Origin of the sequence: Xylophilus rhododendri (genome assembly GCF_009906855.1) — a bacterium.
Classification (GTDB): Bacteria; Pseudomonadota; Gammaproteobacteria; order Burkholderiales; family Burkholderiaceae_C; genus Xylophilus; species Xylophilus rhododendri.
Genome location: NZ_CP047650.1, coordinates 2874717 through 2891949, shown reverse-complemented (window position 1 = coordinate 2891949; position 17233 = coordinate 2874717). Strand labels below are relative to the sequence as shown.

Here is a 17233-nt window from a genome sequence, read left to right as displayed (position 1 = left end):
ATGACTTTGGAAGAAGGCGCGCAGCGCATCGGATTGCAATTGAGCGCCACCCAGCTGGATTTGCTGCAGCGCTACCTCGGCATGCTCCAGAAATGGAACAAGGTCTACAACCTGACCGCGGTGCGTGACCCCGCCGAGATGTTGACCCACCACCTGCTGGACAGCCTGGCCGTCATCCCCGCCTTGGTGCGGCAGCGAGGCGACGACAAGCCTTTCAGCCTGATGGATGTCGGTTCCGGCGGCGGCTTGCCCGGTGCCGTCATCGCCATTTGCTGCCCCCAGGCCCAGGTGGCCTGCGTCGATACAGTGGCCAAGAAAGCGGCGTTCCAGCAGCAGGTGGCGCTGGAATTGCGCCTGCCGAATTTGCGAGGCGTGCATGCTCGCGTGGAAACACTGACGCAACCATTCGACGTGCTGTGCTCACGCGCATTCGCCTCCCTGGTGGATTTCACAACCTGGTCCCGCAGCTCGCTGGCAGCTGACGGCGTCTGGATGGCGCTCAAAGGCAAACATCCAGCGGACGAAATCGCCGCGATAGGGCAGGGCGTTCAGGTGTTTCACGTGGAACAAATCCAGGTGCCTGGACTGCAGGCCGAGCGGTGCATCGTCTGGATGCGCGCTTCGACTTAAACTCGCACGCCTCTCCCGCCATGGACTTGCCAAGAACGGCGGTCCGGCCTTCCTCGCATCACATCTCCAAAATGGCCCAAATTTTTTGTGTCGCCAATCAAAAGGGCGGCGTCGGCAAGACCACCACGTCCGTCAACCTGGCAGCCGGGCTGGCGAAGATCGGCCAGCGCGTGCTCCTCGTTGACCTCGACCCCCAAGGCAATGCGACCATGGGGTCGGGCGTGGACAAACGCGCCCTGGAAGCATCCCTGTATGAAGTCCTGGTCGATGCCACGCCGGTGGCACAGGCCCGGGTGCGCGCGGAGCGGCTCGAAGCCAGCGGCTGCGCCTATGACGTCCTCGGCGCCAACCGGGAACTCGCCGGTGCGGAACTCGAGATGGTCGAAATGGAGAACCGTGAACGGCTGCTCAAGACGGCGCTGAAGGCAGTCGATGCCGACTACGACTTCGTGCTCATCGACTGTCCGCCATCCCTGTCCCTGTTGACCCTCAACGGGCTTTGCGCCGCCCATGGCGTGATCGTGCCCATGCAGTGCGAATACTTCGCGCTAGAGGGCCTGACCGATCTGGTCAACACCATCAAGCAGGTGCATGCCAACCTCAACAAGGACCTGAAGATCATCGGCCTGCTGCGTGTGATGTTCGACCCGCGCATTACGCTGCAGCAGCAGGTAAGCGAGCAGCTCAAGGATCACTTCGGCGACAAGGTTTTCAACACCGTGATCCCCCGCAATGTGCGGCTGGCGGAAGCGCCGAGTTACGGGCTTCCTGGCGTGGTGTTCGACCCGGCCTCCAAGGGCGCGCAAGCCTTTGTGACTTTCGCAACCGAAATGGTCGACCGCGCGAAGAACCCCGCCAATGCGGTGACGGCATGACGGTCGCACGTGTCCTGACCGTCCCGGGCTGGCACGGCAGCGGCCCCGAGCATTGGCAAAGCCGCTGGGAAGCCTTGTACGGCTATCGGCGCGTGGAACAGCACGACTGGGACCGCCCCCTGCGCGGCGACTGGAATGCGCGCCTGGAAGACGAAATCCTGGCCGGGGCGGGTGCACCCACGGTGCTGGTCGCGCACAGCCTGGGATGCGCCCTGGTGGCCGCCTGGGCTGCCCATTCGCGTAATACCCGCCTGGTGCGGGCCGCACTGCTGGTGGCGCCGCCGGACCTGGAGCGTGACGACCTGCGTGCCCAGCTGCACGGCTGGTCGCCGCTGGTCCTGCAGCGCCTGCCCTTCATCAGCACGGTGATCGCCAGCAGCGACGATCCCTATGCCAGCCTGGCCCGTAGCCGCGAGTTCGCGGCGGCCTGGGGCGCGGCGCTGGTCGATGTCGGAGCCCAGGGCCATCTCAACGCGGCTTCGGGCCTGGGCGACTGGCCCCGGGCGCACGCCTATCTGCGCGAAGCAGCCGGCGCCGCCGCCGTGGCCCTGCCCACCGCGCCGGTGTCGACCGCATCGACGCCGCTCAACTGAACTACCTCATTTTTCCATCATGGTTACCAAGAAATCCAAGGGACTGGGCCGCGGCCTCGAAATGCTGCTCGGCCCCAAGGCCGTGGAGACGAGCAGCACCGATCCCGCAGCCGAAGGCAGCCTGCCGCACAGCCTGACGCTCGATGCAATGGTGGCCGGCATGTACCAGCCCCGCACTCGCATGGACGAGGGCGCCCTCTACGAGCTGGCCGAGAGCATCAAGGCGCAGGGCATCATGCAGCCCATCCTCGTGCGCCGGCTGGCGACGGGCGAGAACGCCGGCAAGTACGAAATCATCGCGGGCGAGCGACGTTTCCGGGCCGCACGCCTGGCCGGCCTGGACAGCGTTCCGGTGCTGGTGCGCGACGTGCCCGACGAAGCCGCCGCGGCCATGGCGCTGATCGAGAACATCCAGCGCGAGGACCTCAATCCGCTGGAAGAAGCGCAAGGGCTGCAGCGCCTGGTCAAGGAGTTCGGCCTGACCCACGAGCAGGCCGCGCAGTCGGTCGGCCGCTCACGCAGCGCGGCCAGCAACCTGCTGCGCCTGCTGGCCCTGGCTGAGCCGGTGCAGACCATGCTGATGGCCGGCGACCTGGACATGGGCCATGCCCGCGCCCTGCTGCCGCTGGACAAGGCCGCGCAGATCACCGCGGCCCACCAGATCGCCGCGCGCAAGCTGTCGGTGCGCGAGGCCGAATCGCTGGCCCGCAGGGTGGGCGCCGAGTTCGGCCTGGGGGCGCAGAAGCCCGTGGCTGCGGCCAAGCCGGAAAAATCGCGCGATCTGCGGCGGGTCGAGGAAGAACTCTCCGACCTGTTCACCGCGCAGGTCGAGGTGCGCATCAAGAAGCGCCAGAAACGCGGCGGCGCGGCGGAGGAGAGCGGTGAGCTGGCGATCCATTTCGCATCGCTGGACGAACTCAACGGCCTGATCGAGCGCCTGCGGCCCGCCTCGGCCTGAGGCGGCCTCAGAGGGGCCGGAAAACCCCCTCGAAGGCCCGGCTGACGTCGAGCACGTCGGCCGAGCCGCGCAGCTCCACCTGCATGCGGCCGGAGGCGCTGCGGGAGATGCGCCGCACCATGCGCAGATTGACCAGCGTGGCGCGATGGATGCGCCGGAAATACCGCGGATCGAGCCGCTGCTCGAGATCCGTGATCGAAGTACGCACCAGCCCCTGCTCACGGGCCGTCACCACCCGTGTGTATTTGTGGTCCGACTGCAGGTAGCAGATTTCGTCGGTGTGCAACAGCAGCACATCGGACCCGCGCGAGGCCACGATGGTCTCCAGCGGCAGCTGATCGCCCGGCTCTAATCGAACAGCTTGCTGCAACTGCTGGAGTGCCTGCACCCGATCGAAGGCGATCTCCATGCGCTGCGGCTTCAGGGGTTTGAGGACATAGTCGGTTGCCGAAAGCTCGAACGCGTCCACCGCGAGCGAGGGGTCCACCGTGGTGAAGACCACCGCCAGGCCGGACGGCAGGCGGCGGATCCAGCGCGGGCCCTCACCGCCCATGTGAATGTCGAGCACGGCGAGCTCAGGCCGGAAGTCGGCGATGGCAGTCAGCACGCCCTCCGGCGTCGCCGCATGCGCGACCTGCCTCCACTGCGGCCGCAGCCGGGCAATCATGCGCCCGACACGCTCTCTTTGCACCCGGTCGTCCTCGCCTACCACGACCCTCATCCACAACCTTTGTCTTTATCATCTCTTACGCATGTTAGGACACACTCTCACAAATACCGAGAGGTGACCGATCAAAAAAGTAAGCATCCAAGCACTTTCTCATTTCGTCGCGCCATACGCCGGTTCATCCCGCGAAAACAGGGTTTCGTCGCATAACGCCTCCAAGGCACCCAACATTTGTGATGCTTCGTTTCAATGCAAACCGACGTACATCACATGTCAGTCGGTCGGCAGAAAACGTAACGGCTGTAGCCGTATTTCATCCACCTGACCTGGAGCCGGCCGAAAACCATGACAACCGCATTGCCCCCCCGCCGCCGACCAACCGTCTCGATTCAGGAAACACCCATGGTCCTGTTCCAGCGCACCTGCCTGGTGATGGGCTCATACCGAAAGGCCGAGCGTTGGTTCGAAGCTAATCACCCCCTGCTGGGCGCGTCGCCCAAGCACGCGCAGTCCTCCCCGGCCAAGGCGCAGCAGCTCGGCGCGCTGGTCGAGGCACTTGCCAAAGGCTGGCCCATATGAGTCGATACGCCTTCCGTCGCATCCACCCGACGCAAGCGTTGGAACATGCCGGCGCCGAACCCGCTACCTACGACGGACTCTTCCACAGGGCCGGGGAGCGGGTGGTCTACGCCTGGAGCAGGCCGGAACTCGCGGCGATGTGCAGCGCATTCCTGAGCGCCGGCATCGAGCCCGAGGAAATGCTCTGGGAGAAACTGACCCTGCCGGCGAACGGCGTCATCCTCGACCTGGGCAGCAACGAGACCGTGTCGCCGGACCTGCTCGCCCGCTTGCGTGAACACAAGTACCTCGGCGCCTGGGTGCCGACCTCCATCACGCCGGAAGGCATGGCGCTGATCATGGATCCGGCCCATGCCAACTTCACGGAAATCAGCGTGAAGGTCAAACACTTCCTCAAACACCCCTCGCGTGGCTGAGCGCTGTTCTAACCACGTGTTCGCCGCCTCGCGCGGCGCGCACGCTCATGGCTGCTGCAAGCCAGCGCCACACCGTTCTCCTGGCCCAGCCATCACCCAACAGGCGCCACCATGCACACCGTTACCTGCGCCGCGTCATCAGGCCACCCCCCGGGGACATCGAACGCCGCGGAGCCGACGAGCCCGCGATGATCGACGCGCTGCGCGCACAGCACCTGGGCATCGTGTTCCAGCCGCAGTACCTGCTGCCGGGAACGACGCTCTGCGGTTTCGAAGCACTGGTACGCCTCAACATGGCCGATGAGCGCAGCATCGCGCCCGAGCATTTCCTGCCCCTGGCGGCCCATGCCGGCCTGATGGGCGCGCTCACGCTCTTCATGGTGGAGACCGCCTGCCGCACGCTCAAGGCCTGGCGGGAACTCGGGCATCCGCCGGTCTTCATCTCGGTGAACATCGAATGCGAGGACCTCGCAGACATCCTGTTCGCCCCCCGCGTGTGCCGGATGCTGGCCGAACACCAGGTCCACCGAGGCCAGCTCGAATTCGAACTGGTGGAACGCCGCTTCCTGGAGCTTTGTGACACCAGCCGCACCAACATCACGCAGCTGCGCGGTGCGGGCGTGCGGCTGGCCATGGACGACTTCGGCACCGGCCATTCGGCGCTGTCGCAGCTGGCCGAGCTGCCCTTCGACGTGGTGAAGATCGACAAGTCCTTCCTCGCGCGCATTCCGCAGGACGCCGTCGCCTGCACCCTGCTGGCGCGGGTGGTGGACCTGTGCAGGGCGCTGCACAAGCAGGTCGTCATCGAAGGGGTGGAGTCCGTCGCGCAACTGGACTGGATCGCAGCGCTGCCGCTGCAGGGCATCCGGCTGCAGGGCAATGCCCTGTCCCTGCCGCTGCCCGGCGCCCAGGCCTGGGCCGCCCGGCCGCAGCACGCCGCACGCAGCGAATGACCCGGGCCGACCCTTCCCGCCCAGGGCACCATCCAGACCGTCGGCACCTGCTCCGGTCCGCCCTTATTCAGAATCCCCCGCCTGCTTACCCAATCCTCAATCCGCAAGCGCGAGCGCTGCGGTATAAAACGCGCTTTTGCAATCGAGGCTGGCGTCCCGAGGCGGTCCTGGTCCCGCGCCTCGGCCGCAGCACTGCACGGCCACGAGTCCCGAGGGCAGCGATTCATGAGATCCGGCTCCAGCCACCACTCCAGCTACGCCGTACCGGCCTATCTCACCGGGCCACGCGCCGCCATGTGCCTGGCGCTGGGCGCCGTGCAGCAGGAGCGCGAATCGCTCAACGTGCATGCGGTGCTGAATCTGCTCAACCGCTGCGTCGGCACGGACGACGCGGACTTTCGCGACGAACTGGTCAGCCGCCTGGCGCAATACCTCGCCGCCTCCAGCCGGGTGCAGGGCGCCGGCGGCACCACGCTGGCCGGTCTCTGCGAGCTGGCGCGCAGCTACGCCGCCATGCGCTACCTGATGGCCGATGCGATCGAGCCCCGATTCGAATGCCACGAGGGCGACGTCAGCCTGCGCACCGAGCAGTCCGCGGAGATGGTGCGTTTCGTGCAGCGCGCTGTCGACTCCCTGCTCGAGGGCTATACGCCGCGTGTGTTCTTCGCCCTGAAGCGCCTGGCCTTGTGGAAGATCGAGCTGACGCTGACCGTGATGAACCAGCCGGGCCAGCCCGGCACCGTGCCCCAGGGCTGGACCGCGCTGGACAAGGGCGAGGGCTGCTTCTGCCGCGGGCGATTCACGGCCATCGCACGGCCCGTCAAATCGAGCTGATCCTGCCCGGCCGGGCAGCGCCTGCACCCTCCGTGCAAACCCACTTCCGAAGGGCTGTCGCATGACAGATACCGGACACGCTCCGGACACCGCCGACGCCGACCACAAATGGCTGGCCGAGGCCGTCAACGACCTGCGGGTGGCGCAATCGGTGGCCCTGGTGCGGCACATGCCGATGGTGATCGTCGGCAACGGCCTGGGCATGGTGTTCACCGCCCTGGTGCTGCACCAGTTCATGAGCTGGCAGAAGCTCTCGCCCATGCTGATCGGCATGGCCTACCTGCTGGCGCCCATCGCCCTGAGCTGGTGGCGGCTGCGGCGCCGGCCGCGGCCGCTGAGCGTGTCGCTGCAGCATCTGCATCGGCAGATCGGCTATTCGGGCGTGCTGGGCTGCTTCTGGGCGGTCTGCCTGGTGCTCTATGTGCCCGGCCTGGGCTGCATGCCGACCGCGCTGCTGTGCTTCGGCGCGGCCTTCCTGGCGCTGGGCGCGGCCGCCATGCTCTATGTGCTGCCGCTGGCCGCGCTGGCCTACGCCGTGCCGGTGCTGCTGTCCGCCTTCTGTGTGAGCCTGCAGGTCAGCTCTCCCGAGGCCGCCATCATGACCGCGCTGGTGGCGGTGCTGGGCGCCTCCACGCTGGGTGTGCTGCGCGCCAACTGGGCCAATTTCCGCGAGGTGGTGCGGCTGATCCAGGAGAAGTCGCAGCTGCTGCACGAGGCGCAGGCGGTGCGGCGTGCGGAGGAGGAGTTCGTCGAGAACCTCAACCACGAGATGCGCAACGCGCTCACCTCGGTCATCGGCTACTTCGACATCGCCGCCAACCCCGAACTCTCGCAGCAGGAACACCTGGAGATGATCGAGCACGCCCGGGAAACCGGCGGCCTGTTGCAGGTGCTGCTGAGCGACCTGCTGGATGTGGGCCGGCTCAACGCCGGCCGCACCCGCCTGGCCCTGGCGCCGTTCTCCTTCCGCCACCTGGTGCGGACCTCCGTGGTCTCCGCATCGTCGGCCATCAACGGCCGCGACCTGGTGGTGCGCACCGACATCGATCCGTCCGTGCCCGAGATCCTGATCGGCGATGCGGCACGGCTGCAGCAGATCCTGCTCAACCTGGTCGGCAATGCGCTCAAGGTGATGGAGAGCGGCACGGTGGTGATCCAGGCGCGCTACCGGGGCAACTTCAATCCGCTGCTCGAGATCGCGATCAGCGACGACGGGCCGGGCATTCCCAGCGAACGCCAGAAGACGCTGTTCAACCGCTTCTCGCGGGTCTCGGAAGTGCCGTCCTCCACCGGTCCCACCGTCGGCGGCTGGGGGCTGGGGCTGAGCATCTGCGCGGCGCTGGTGGAGCTGATGCGCGGCGATATCCGGGTGGTCAGCGAAGTCGGCCAGGGCTCGGCCTTCACCATCCGCCTGCCGCTGCACGAGGAGCGCCGGCGCCTGCCGCGCGGCGAGAGCAGCAAGGTGCCGATGATCGCCGCCCGCCGCCCGGCCGACTTCGGCGCCCTGCAGGTGCTGGTGGTGGACGACACCGCCGCCAACCGGCTCATCCTGCGCAAGATGCTGCAGGCGCTCGGCTGCCGGGTGGCGGTCGCCTCCGACGGCGAGGAGGCCGTCAGGCTGTGCGGCGAACACCGCTACGACATGGTCTTCATGGACCTGGAACTGGGCGAGCTCGACGGCATCGCCGCCACCCGGCTGATCCGCGCCCTGCCCAACGGCAGCGGCCACATGCCCATCGTCGCCGTGACCGGCTTCGCCTCGGTCGACCGGGTGGCCGCCATCCAGGACGTCGGCATGAACGACTATGTGCTCAAGCCGGTGCGGCTGGAGACCGTGGCTTCCGTCCTGAAGAAATGGGCGCGATGATCGGCCGATGCCGATCCGCCCGCCATCCCGCCATAAAAGCTCCATCCGCCTGCCCTGGCCCCTGCCGGCCCTGCTGACATGGGCCAGCTGCTGGGTCTGCTGGCTCGGCCTGCGTTCGGTGGACGTGACGCCGCTGATCGCCCTGTTCACCACCACGCTGCTGGGCGTGCTGTGCGCGCTTCCGCAGCCGCGCCGCTCGCGCCGGCTGATGGTGGCGGCGGGCTACCCGCTGTCCTTCGCGGCCCTGGGCGCGGCCAGCGTGCCGGCCTGGGCCTGGCTGCTGCCGCTGGCCTTGCTGGCGCTGGTCTATCCGGTGCGGGCCTGGCACGACGCACCGCTGTTTCCCACGCCGCCGCGCGCGCTGGAAATGCTGCCGAAAACCGTGTCCCTGGCCGACGGCGCCGTGGTCCTGGACGCCGGCTGCGGCCTGGGCGACGGACTGATCGCGCTGCGTGCCGCCTATCCCCGCGCCGCCTTGCGCGGCACCGAATGGAGCTGGCCGCTGCGCCTGGGCTGCGCGCTGCGCTGCCCCTGGGCGCGGGTGCGCCAGGGCGACATCTGGCAGGACGACTGGAGCGCCGTGGACATGGTCTACCTCTTCCAGCGCCCCGAGAGCATGGGACGCGCCGCCAGCAAGGCGGTGGTGGAGCTGCGGCCCGGCGCCTGGCTGGTCAGCCTGGAATTCCCGCTGCCCGACGAGCATGCCGACCTCGAGGCCCATGCGGTGCCGGACACCGGCGGCAAACCCGTCTGGGCCTACCGCAGAGGCCCGAACGCCTAGAGCACGAAGATCTTGCCCGGGTTCAGGATGTTCAGCGGATCCAGCGCCCGCTTGAGCGTGCGCATCATCTCCACGCCGCCGGCACCGGCCTCGTCCACCAGGAAACCCATCTTGTGCAGCCCGATGCCGTGCTCACCGGTGCAGGTGCCTTCCAGGGCCAGCGCACGGGCCACCAGGGCATCGCTCAGCGCCTCGGCGGTGGCGCGTTCCTCGGCGGAGTTGGGATCGATCAGATAGCCGAAGTGGAAATTGCCGTCGCCCACATGGCCGACGAGAAAGTAGGGGATGCCGCTGGCGTCGGCTTCCTGCACCGAGTCGAGCAGGCAGTCGGCCAGGCGCGAGATCGGCACGCAGGTATCGGTGGCCACGGCCCGGCAGCCCGGGCGCGACTGCACGGCCGCGAAATAGGCGTTGTGCCGGGCCGTCCACAGCCGGGTGCGTTCCTCGGGCGTGGTGGCCCATTCGAAGCCCTTGCCGCCGTGGTCGGCTGCGATCTCCTGCACCGTCCCGGCCTGCTCGGCCACGCCGGTGGGCGAGCCGTGGAACTCCATCAGCAGCATCGGCGATTCGGGCAGGGTGAGGTTGGAATGGCGGTTCACCATGCGCACCGTGTTCACGTCGATGAGTTCGCAGCGCGCGATCGGCACACCCATCTGGATGGTCTGGATCGTGGTGCGCACCGCCGCCTCGATGCTGGGGAAGGAGCAGACCGCGGCCGACACCGCCTCGGGCAGCGGGTACAGGCGCAGCGTCACCTCGGTGACCACCGCCAGCGTGCCTTCGCTGCCGACGATCAGCCGGGTCAGGTCATAGCCGGCCGAGGACTTGCGGGCACGGGTGCCGGTGCGCAGGGTCTCGCCGGAGGCGGTCACCACTTCCAGCGCCAGCACGTTCTCGCGCATGGTGCCGTAGCGCACCGCGTTCGTGCCGGATGCCCGCGTGGCCACCATGCCGCCGAGGGAGGCGTCGGCGCCCGGATCGATGGGGAAGAACAGGCCGCTGTCCTTGATCTGCTCGTTGAGCTGCTTGCGCGTCAGGCCGGGCTGCACCGTCACCGTCAGGTCGTCGGCATCCAGGCGCAGCAGGCGGTTCATGCGCGACACATCCAGGCTGATGCCGCCCTGCACCGCCAGCAGATGGCCTTCGAGCGAGGAGCCGCTGCCGAAGGGGATCACCGGCACCGCATGCGCGGCCGCCAGGCGCACCGCATCGGCCACGTCCTCGGTGCTCTCTGCGAATACCACGGCCACCGGCGGCGGCACGTCGAAGGAGGATTCGTCGCGGCCATGCTGCTCGCGCACCGCCTGCGCCACCGAATACTGCTTGGGGCCGAAGCGTGCCGACAGCGCATCCAGCAAGACCTGGGGAACCGGCCGCGGCGCGACGGCGGGCAGCAGATGGGAGGAGGCGGCGGGAGCGTTCATGGCGAGGCTTTTTTCGATGGAGCGAAATCGGGAAAAGCCGGCAAGCATGCCATGGGAAGCCGCCCGGCGCAGATCGCCATCCCTGCCTAGTGGCGATGGCGGCCCGGCGAATCCAGAAAGCGCGCCGGCCTCAGATGTCGTAGTGCTCGCCGGATTCGTCGCCCAGCGCCTGCTCCACCACCGAGCGCACCAGCGTCGGCGCGAAGCACTCGATGAAGGCGTAGACATAACCCCGCAGATAACTGCCGCGGCGCAGCGCGAGCTTGGTGAGGTTGATGCCGAACAGGTGGCCGACATCCAGCGCCCGCAGGCCCGTATCCCGCTCGGCCTCGTAGGCGATCGAGGCCACGATGCCCACGCCCATGCCCAGCTCCACATAGGCCTTGATCACGTCGGCATCCATGGCCGAGAGCACGATGTCCGGCACCAGGCCCTGCTGCGCGAAGGCGCCGTCGATATGCGGGCGGCCGGTGAAGCCGGTGTCGTAGGTGATCAGCGGATAACGCGCCAGCCGCTCCAGCGTGATGCCGCCGTCGAGCAGCGCATGGCCCGGCTGCACGATGGCCGAATGGGTCCAGCGGTAGCAGGGCAGGGCGACCAGGCCCTCGTAGCGGTCCAGCGCCTCGGTGGCGATGCCGACGTCGGCCTCGCCGGCCATCAGCATCTCGGCCACCTGCTGCGGCGAGCCCTGGTGCAGGTGCAGGCGCACGTTGGGGAACTGGCGGCGGAAATCCTGCACCGCGCCGGGCAGGGCGTAACGTGCCTGCGAGTGGGTGGCGGCGATCACCAGGCGGCCGCTCTTCTGCGCCACGAACTCCTGCGCGGCGCTGCGCAGATTGCTGCTGTCCTGCAGGATGCGTTCGATCACCGGCAGCACATGGGCGCCGGGCTCGGTCATGCCGGTCAGGCGTTTGCCGGAGCGCACGAACAGGGCGATGCCCAGCTCGTCCTCGAGTTCGCGGATCTGGCGGCTGACGCCCGGCTGCGAGGTGTGCAGGGCATGCGCGACATCGGTGAGGTTGAAGCCGCAACGCACGGCTTCCCGCACGGAGCGCAACTGCTGGAAGTTCATGGGCGGGGAACCAAAAAAGCAGGGCCGGGAGATCCGGCCGCGCCGCATTATTCGGCGCCGATCGTTCTAATCAGAACGAATAAAAAGTTGGTTTCTTATGCAGCGATCGCCAAAGCGGGAAGAAGCGGTGTCGGCCGACGTCCGGCCCGGGCGTTTTGAGGCAAAAACACAGCTTCGCCCGCGCCGCCGTCCCCATCCAGACTCCATGCCCCACCGCCGAACCGCCCTACGCGCCAGCCTCGCCGTCCTGGCCCTTGTCGCGGTGCTGGCCATCGGCCTGGCCGTGGCCATCCCCAGCGAAGAGCAACTCGCCCGCAAGGCCGAAAAAGCGCTGGGCGAAAAGCTCGGCGTGCCGGTGCATATCGGCCAGCTGCATTGGCAGTTGCTGCCCACGCCGTTGATCGAGGTGCGCGATGCCCGTACCGAACAGGACCGCCCCATCGAACTCAAGCACCTGCAGGCCTGGCCGCGCCTGGGCCGGCTGCTGCACCTGGAGATCGCCTTCAGCCGGGTGCGCCTGGCGGGCGCCAGCCTGCCCCAGCCCTCGCTGCATGCCCTGCACGGCGCCGAATCGAAGCCCACGCCGACAGGGCCGCTGCACCTGGGCGACCTGCCGGTCGCGCGGGTCGAATTCAGCGATGTGGTGTGGACCGGCAAGCGCCCCGTCCCGCTCAGCTTCGACGGCGATGCCGATTTCGACACCCAGTGGCGCCCGCGCCGCGCCGCCGTCTGGCGCACCGAAACCAGCCCGCCCGCGCGCCTGGACCTGCAGCGCCTGGACGGCCAGGACCGCTGGCAAGCCGACGTCGCGATCGCCAGCGGCACCTGGAACGGCACCCTGGCAATGCAGCAGCCCAGCCCCGAGACCTTCCGCATCACCGGCGAACTCGACCCCAAGGGCATCGACCTGAGCCAGCTGCTGGAAGCCTTCAAACGCCGCCCCGTGCTGGCCGGCCGCGCATCCGGCCACAGCACCCTGCAGGCCGAAGGCGGCAAGCTCGGCGAGATCGTGCAGTCGCTGCGCACCAGCACCCGCTTCTCGGTCGCGCCCGCCACCATTCTGCGTTTCGACCTGGACCGCACCATCCGCACGCTGGGCAAGGAACACGCCGGCACCACGCCGCTGGATTCGCTCACCGGCGTACTCGACACGCAGAACGGCGCGGACGGCATCGAGATGCGTTACCACGACCTCGTCGCCCGCTCCGGCAAGCTGAGCGCGCGGGGCAGCGTGGTGCTGAAGAACCGCCAGGTGGATGCCGATGTCGCCGTCGATCTGGTGGACGGCGTGGTGGGTGTGCCGCTCAAGATCACCGGGCCGGTCGACCGGCCTAGCTATTCGGTGCCGGCCTCTGCGATCGCCGGTGCCGCGGTGGGCACCGCGGTGCTGCCCGGCGTGGGCACGGTGCTGGGAGCGCGTATCGGGGATGCCATCGGCCGCATCTTCGGCGGGCCGAATCAAGCCGCGCGGCCGGCCGCGCCCGCGGGCCCGCCGGGCGGCCGATAAGCTGGATCAGGTCCCGGCCAGCAGCCGGGGCTCGGCTTTGCCGCCGACACGCTTGGCCGCCACAGCCGCCGGACCGGCCGGACGCTGCCCCTGGCCCACCAGCGCGGTGGACAGCTGGAACTGGCCCACCACACCCGCCAGGCGCACCGCCTGCTCGCGCAGCGACTCGGCCGCCGCGGCCGATTCCTCGACCAGTGCCGCGTTCTGCTGGGTCATGCGGTCGATGTCGTTGACCGCATCGCTCACCGCGCCGATGCCGGTGGTCTGCAGGTTCGCCGAGCTGCTGATCTCGCCGATGATGCCGCCCACGCGCTTCACGCCGGCCACGATCTCGTCCATGGCCGCGCCGGCATCGCGCACCAGCTTCACGCCGCCGTCCACCGCGGTCACGCTGGTCTCGATCAGGCCCTTGATCTCCTGGGCCGCCTGCGCCGAGCGCTGCGCCAGGTTGCGCACTTCGCTGGCGACGACCGCGAAGCCGCGGCCCTGTTCACCGGCGCGTGCGGCTTCCACCGCGGCGTTGAGCGCCAGGATGTTGGTCTGGAAGGCGATCGAATCGATCAGCGCGATGATGTCGTTGATGCGCCGGCTCGAAGTGGCGATGTCCTGCATGCTGGCCACGGCCTGCTGCACCACCTCGCCGCCGCGCGTGGCCGCGCCACTGGCGGTCGTGGCCAGCGCATGGGCGGTCTGGGCCGAGGAGGCCGTCTGCTGCACGTTGCTGCCGAGTTCGGTGATGGAAGCCACCGTCTCCTGCACATTGCCGGCCGTGCTCTCGGTGCGGTTGGACAAGTCCTGGTTGCCCGCGGCGATCTGCTGGCTGGCGCTGGCGATGCTTTCGCTGGCGTTGCGCACCTGCGAGACCATGGCGCCCAGGCCGTCCTGCATGCCGGCCAGGGCCCGCTGCAGGTCGGCCAGTTCGTCGCGGCCTTCCACCGCGATCGGCTGCGACAGGTCGCCCCGGGCGATGGCCAGCGCGGTGTGGCGGGCCTGCTCCAGCGGCTGGCAGATCGAGCGCATGTTCATCAGCGTGAGCGGCACCACCGTCAGCACCGCCACCAGCACCACGATGGCGAACAGCATCTGGATGCGGTGCGCCATGCCGGCCTGGTCGGCCAGGGCCTGCTGGGTCTGGGCGCGCAGCCTGTCGTCGAGCGCGCCCAGCTTCTTCTCGGCTTCCTCGAACACACCGACGGCGCGTGCGCTCATGCGGTTGGCGGTGGTGGCCGACTCGTAGCCGCCGGATTCGAGCTGGTTGGCCGTGGCGGAGAACGCATCGCGGTACTTGCCGACCAGCGCCATCACCTCGCCCATCGCGCCGGCATCGTCGCCGCCACGCTCATCGGCGAAGCGCTTGGCGGTGCCGTTGGCCTTGTCCAGCGCGGTCGTCCAGCGGGTGCGGGCGGCCCGCACGCCTTCGGGCTTCTCGTACTGGATGATCATGTCCTTCTCGGCGCGCCGGGCCGTCTGCAGCGAATCGCGCAGCTCGGCCATGGTGCCGGTGGCCGAGGTGGAGGTGGAGACGAAGAACTCGGCGTTGCGCTGGATCGACCCCATGCCCCAGTAACCACCGCCGCCCAGCAGGGCGACCAGTCCGACCACCAGCACGATCGCGCCATACATGCGCATCCGGATGGTGAAACGGCGCAACGAAAACAGGGACATGTCTACTCCTTGGGTGATCGCTCCCGACATGAGAGCGATAGCCAAGGCTGCTTCGACGGCCAGCCCTGGCCAGTGCTTGTAAGCAATTGCGTATTTTGCCCTGTGGCCTTTTCCGACGTTTTTGAGTTTGACTACTGCTTATGGTTTCTCGTTAGTCAGACTCAAATCCGTGGACCAGCGCCGCAACAACAGCGCATTGGCCATCACGCTGACCGAACTCAGGGCCATCGCCGCTCCGGCGACCACCGGGCTGAGCAGCCCGAAAGCCGCCAGCGGAATGCCGGCGAGGTTGTAGACAAAGGCCCAGAACAGGTTCTGTCGGATCTTGGCGCCGGTGCGCCGGGCGATGTCCAGCGCCGCGCCGACCAGCGCCGGGTCCGCCCGCATCAACGTGATGCCGGCGGCCTGCAGCGCCACATCGGTGCCGCTGCCCATGGCGATGCCCAGGTCGGCGGCCGCCAGCGCGGGCGCGTCGTTGATGCCGTCGCCCACCATGGCCACCGGGCCCGTGGCGGCCAGCTTGCGCAGCGTGCTCACCTTGTCGGCGGGCAGCAGTTCGGCATGGCATTCGTCCGGCCGCAGGCCCAGTTGCAGCGCCATCGCGGCGACGGCGGCCGCGCGGTCGCCCGACAGCAGCGCCAGCTTCAGGCCGCGCTGGCGCAGGGCCTGCAGGGCCGCACGGGCGCCGGGCCGGGCGCTGTCCTCGAAATAGAGCCGGGCGCGTGGCTCGACCCGGTCGTCAATGCGTTCGGCCAGCAGCGAGACGGTCGCGCCGGCGTTTTCGCCGCCGGCCGCGGATGCGGGCAGGACCACACCCAGCTCCGCCATCCAGCGCTCGCTGCCGAGCAGGAATTCCCGTCCCGCCACCTGTGCCATCAGGCCGCGGCCGGGCTCGACGCGCAGGCCCTCGGCCAGCGGCAGTTCCAGCTGGCGTTCGCCGGCCGCCGACACCACCGCCCGCGCCAGCGGATGCTCGCTGCCCGACTGCAGCGCCGCGGCGATCGCCAGCCAGCCCTCGGTCGCGCCGCCATCCACCGCCTCGAAGGCCGACAGCCGCGGCCGGCCGCTGGTGAGTGTGCCGGTCTTGTCGAAGGCCACGGTCACGATGCCGCGCGCCTGCTCCAGCGCCGAGGCATCGCGCACCAGGATGCCGTGGCGCGCCGCCACGCCGGTGCCGGCCATGATCGCCGCCGGCGTCGCCAGGCCCAGCGCGCAGGGGCAGGCGATCACCAGCACCGACACCGCATGCACCAGCGACGTCTCCACGCCGGCCCCGGCCAGCAGCCAGCCGAGCAGGGTCAGCGCGGCGATCAGCAGCACCACCGGCACGAAGACGGCCGCCACCCGGTCGACCAGGCGCTGGATCGGCGCCTTGGCCGCCTGCGCGTCCTCCACCAGGCGCACCACCTGGGCCAGCACCGTCTCGGCGCCGATAGCCGACACCTGCACCAGCAGCCGCCCGTCGCCGTTGACCGAACCGCCGGTGACGCTGTCGCCCGGCGCCTTGTCCACCGGCAGCGGCTCGCCGGTGAGCAGGGATTCGTCGGCCTGCGAGCGGCCCTCGATCACCCGGCCATCCGCCGGCACCCGCTCGCCCGGCCGCAGCACCACCGTATCGCCCACCAGCAGCTCGGCCACCGGCATCTCCACCTCGCGGCGCTTGCGCAGCACCCGCGCCGTCTCCGGCCGCAGCGCCTGCAGGGCGCGGATGGCGCTGCCGGTCTGGCGCTTGGCGCGCGCCTCCAGCCACTTGCCCAGCAGCACCAGGGTGATGACGGTGGCCGAGGCCTCGAAGTACAGATGCGGCATCTGCCCGGGCAGCGCACGCCACCACAGCCACAGCGACAGCCCGAAGGCCGCCGAGGTGCCCAGCGCCACCAGCAAATCCATATTGCCGCTGCCCGCCCGCAGCGCCGCCCAGCCGGCCCGGTAGAAACGCGCGCCCAGCCAGAACTGCACCGGCGCGGCCAGCAGCAGCTGCCAGACCGGCGCCAGCATCAGGTGTTGGCCGGCCAGTTCCGCCAGCATCGGCAGCATCAGGGCCAGGCTGAGCACCCCGCCCACCGCCACCGGCCACAGCCCGGCCCAGGGCGAGGCCGCATCCGCCAGCGCCACCTCCTGGGCGGTGCGCGGTTCGTAGCCGGCATCGCGCACCGCCCGGCGCAGGCGCGCCGGCCAGTCGGTATCGGCCGGTGCATCGGGGCCGATGCGGATGCGCGCCGTCTCCGTGGCGAGATTGACGCTGGCATCCGCCACGCCGGGCACGGCGCGCAAAGCCTTTTCCACACGCGCCACGCAGGAGGCGCAGGTCATGCCGCCGACCGACAGGTCCAGCGGCGTATCGACAGCCAGGGCAGAAGTCTTCATGGCCCCGAGACTAGCCCTTCAACCCGCTGCAAAGTCAAGCAGGGG

Annotated in this window: 16 protein-coding genes; 11 read left to right on the top strand and 5 right to left on the bottom strand. The window is 69.0% G+C overall.

Annotation, left to right across the window (positions count from 1 at the left end; translation table 11 throughout):
- The 4 genes from rsmG to GT347_RS13280 all read left to right on the top strand — a co-directional run bounded on the left by rsmG (position 1) and on the right by GT347_RS13280 (position 3056).
- Positions 1-630: a 16S rRNA (guanine(527)-N(7))-methyltransferase RsmG gene (gene rsmG, locus GT347_RS13295; RefSeq protein ID WP_160552482.1), complete on the top strand. Its 630-nt coding sequence runs from the start codon at positions 1-3 to the stop codon at positions 628-630.
- A 71-nt stretch (positions 631-701) separates the two neighbouring features.
- Positions 702-1505: a ParA family protein gene (locus GT347_RS13290; RefSeq protein WP_160552480.1), complete on the top strand. Its 804-nt coding sequence runs from the start codon at positions 702-704 to the stop codon at positions 1503-1505.
- Positions 1502-2098: an RBBP9/YdeN family alpha/beta hydrolase gene (locus tag GT347_RS13285; RefSeq protein ID WP_160552478.1), complete on the top strand. Its 597-nt coding sequence runs from the start codon at positions 1502-1504 to the stop codon at positions 2096-2098. Before GT347_RS13290 ends, GT347_RS13285 begins: the two co-directional genes overlap by 4 nt.
- A gap of 19 nt (positions 2099-2117) precedes the next feature.
- On the top strand, positions 2118-3056 hold the full coding sequence (locus GT347_RS13280; protein WP_160552476.1) for a ParB/RepB/Spo0J family partition protein: 939 nt from the start codon (positions 2118-2120) through the stop codon (positions 3054-3056).
- A gap of 7 nt (positions 3057-3063) precedes the next feature.
- On the opposite strand, the gene GT347_RS13275 is transcribed toward GT347_RS13280, so the two are convergent.
- A complete protein-coding gene (locus GT347_RS13275; RefSeq protein WP_229722865.1) occupies positions 3064-3723 on the bottom strand; it encodes a LytR/AlgR family response regulator transcription factor in 660 nt (219 codons plus the stop codon).
- A 402-nt stretch (positions 3724-4125) separates the two neighbouring features.
- On the opposite strand from GT347_RS13275, the gene GT347_RS13270 reads away from it, so the two are divergent.
- The 6 genes from GT347_RS13270 (at position 4126) to GT347_RS13245 (ending at position 9153) form a co-directional block, all read left to right on the top strand.
- A complete protein-coding gene (locus GT347_RS13270) occupies positions 4126-4302 on the top strand; it encodes a hypothetical protein (protein WP_160552472.1) in 177 nt (58 codons plus the stop codon).
- A 38-nt stretch (positions 4303-4340) separates the two neighbouring features.
- Positions 4341-4718, top strand: coding sequence for a hypothetical protein (locus GT347_RS13265; protein WP_160552470.1), 378 nt, complete (start codon positions 4341-4343; stop codon positions 4716-4718).
- A gap of 188 nt (positions 4719-4906) precedes the next feature.
- Positions 4907-5671 carry an EAL domain-containing protein gene (locus GT347_RS13260; RefSeq protein ID WP_160552468.1) on the top strand — a complete coding sequence of 255 codons (765 nt, stop codon included), beginning with the start codon at positions 4907-4909 and terminating at the stop codon, positions 5669-5671.
- Between the two features lie 225 nt (positions 5672-5896).
- A complete protein-coding gene (locus GT347_RS13255; protein WP_160552466.1) occupies positions 5897-6505 on the top strand; it encodes a hypothetical protein in 609 nt (202 codons plus the stop codon).
- A gap of 61 nt (positions 6506-6566) precedes the next feature.
- A complete protein-coding gene (locus tag GT347_RS13250) occupies positions 6567-8372 on the top strand; it encodes an ATP-binding protein (protein WP_160552464.1) in 1806 nt (601 codons plus the stop codon).
- Between the two features lie 7 nt (positions 8373-8379).
- Positions 8380-9153 (top strand): class I SAM-dependent methyltransferase, encoded by a 774-nt coding sequence (locus GT347_RS13245; RefSeq protein ID WP_229722864.1) that lies wholly within the window; start codon positions 8380-8382, stop codon positions 9151-9153.
- Here the strand turns inward: GT347_RS13245 and GT347_RS13240 are convergent.
- The gene (locus GT347_RS13240) at positions 9150-10577 is read right to left on the bottom strand and encodes an FAD-binding oxidoreductase (RefSeq protein WP_160552462.1); all 1428 of its coding nucleotides are present in this window, start codon (positions 10575-10577) and stop codon (positions 9150-9152) included. The two genes, GT347_RS13245 and GT347_RS13240, sit on opposite strands and share 4 nt — an antisense overlap.
- A 130-nt stretch (positions 10578-10707) precedes the next feature.
- Positions 10708-11649, bottom strand: coding sequence for a CysB family HTH-type transcriptional regulator (locus GT347_RS13235; RefSeq protein WP_160552461.1), 942 nt, complete (start codon positions 11647-11649; stop codon positions 10708-10710).
- A gap of 205 nt (positions 11650-11854) precedes the next feature.
- On the opposite strand from GT347_RS13235, the gene GT347_RS13230 reads away from it, so the two are divergent.
- A complete protein-coding gene (locus GT347_RS13230) occupies positions 11855-13156 on the top strand; it encodes an AsmA-like C-terminal region-containing protein (RefSeq protein ID WP_160552459.1) in 1302 nt (433 codons plus the stop codon).
- A gap of 6 nt (positions 13157-13162) precedes the next feature.
- Here the strand turns inward: GT347_RS13230 and GT347_RS13225 are convergent, their stop codons facing one another.
- Both GT347_RS13225 and GT347_RS13220 read right to left on the bottom strand, forming a co-directional pair.
- The gene (locus GT347_RS13225; RefSeq protein ID WP_160552457.1) at positions 13163-14821 is read right to left on the bottom strand and encodes a methyl-accepting chemotaxis protein; all 1659 of its coding nucleotides are present in this window, start codon (positions 14819-14821) and stop codon (positions 13163-13165) included.
- 138 nt (positions 14822-14959) lie between these two features.
- A complete protein-coding gene (locus tag GT347_RS13220; protein WP_160552456.1) occupies positions 14960-17188 on the bottom strand; it encodes a heavy metal translocating P-type ATPase in 2229 nt (742 codons plus the stop codon).
- Positions 17189-17233 lie beyond the last annotated feature (45 nt).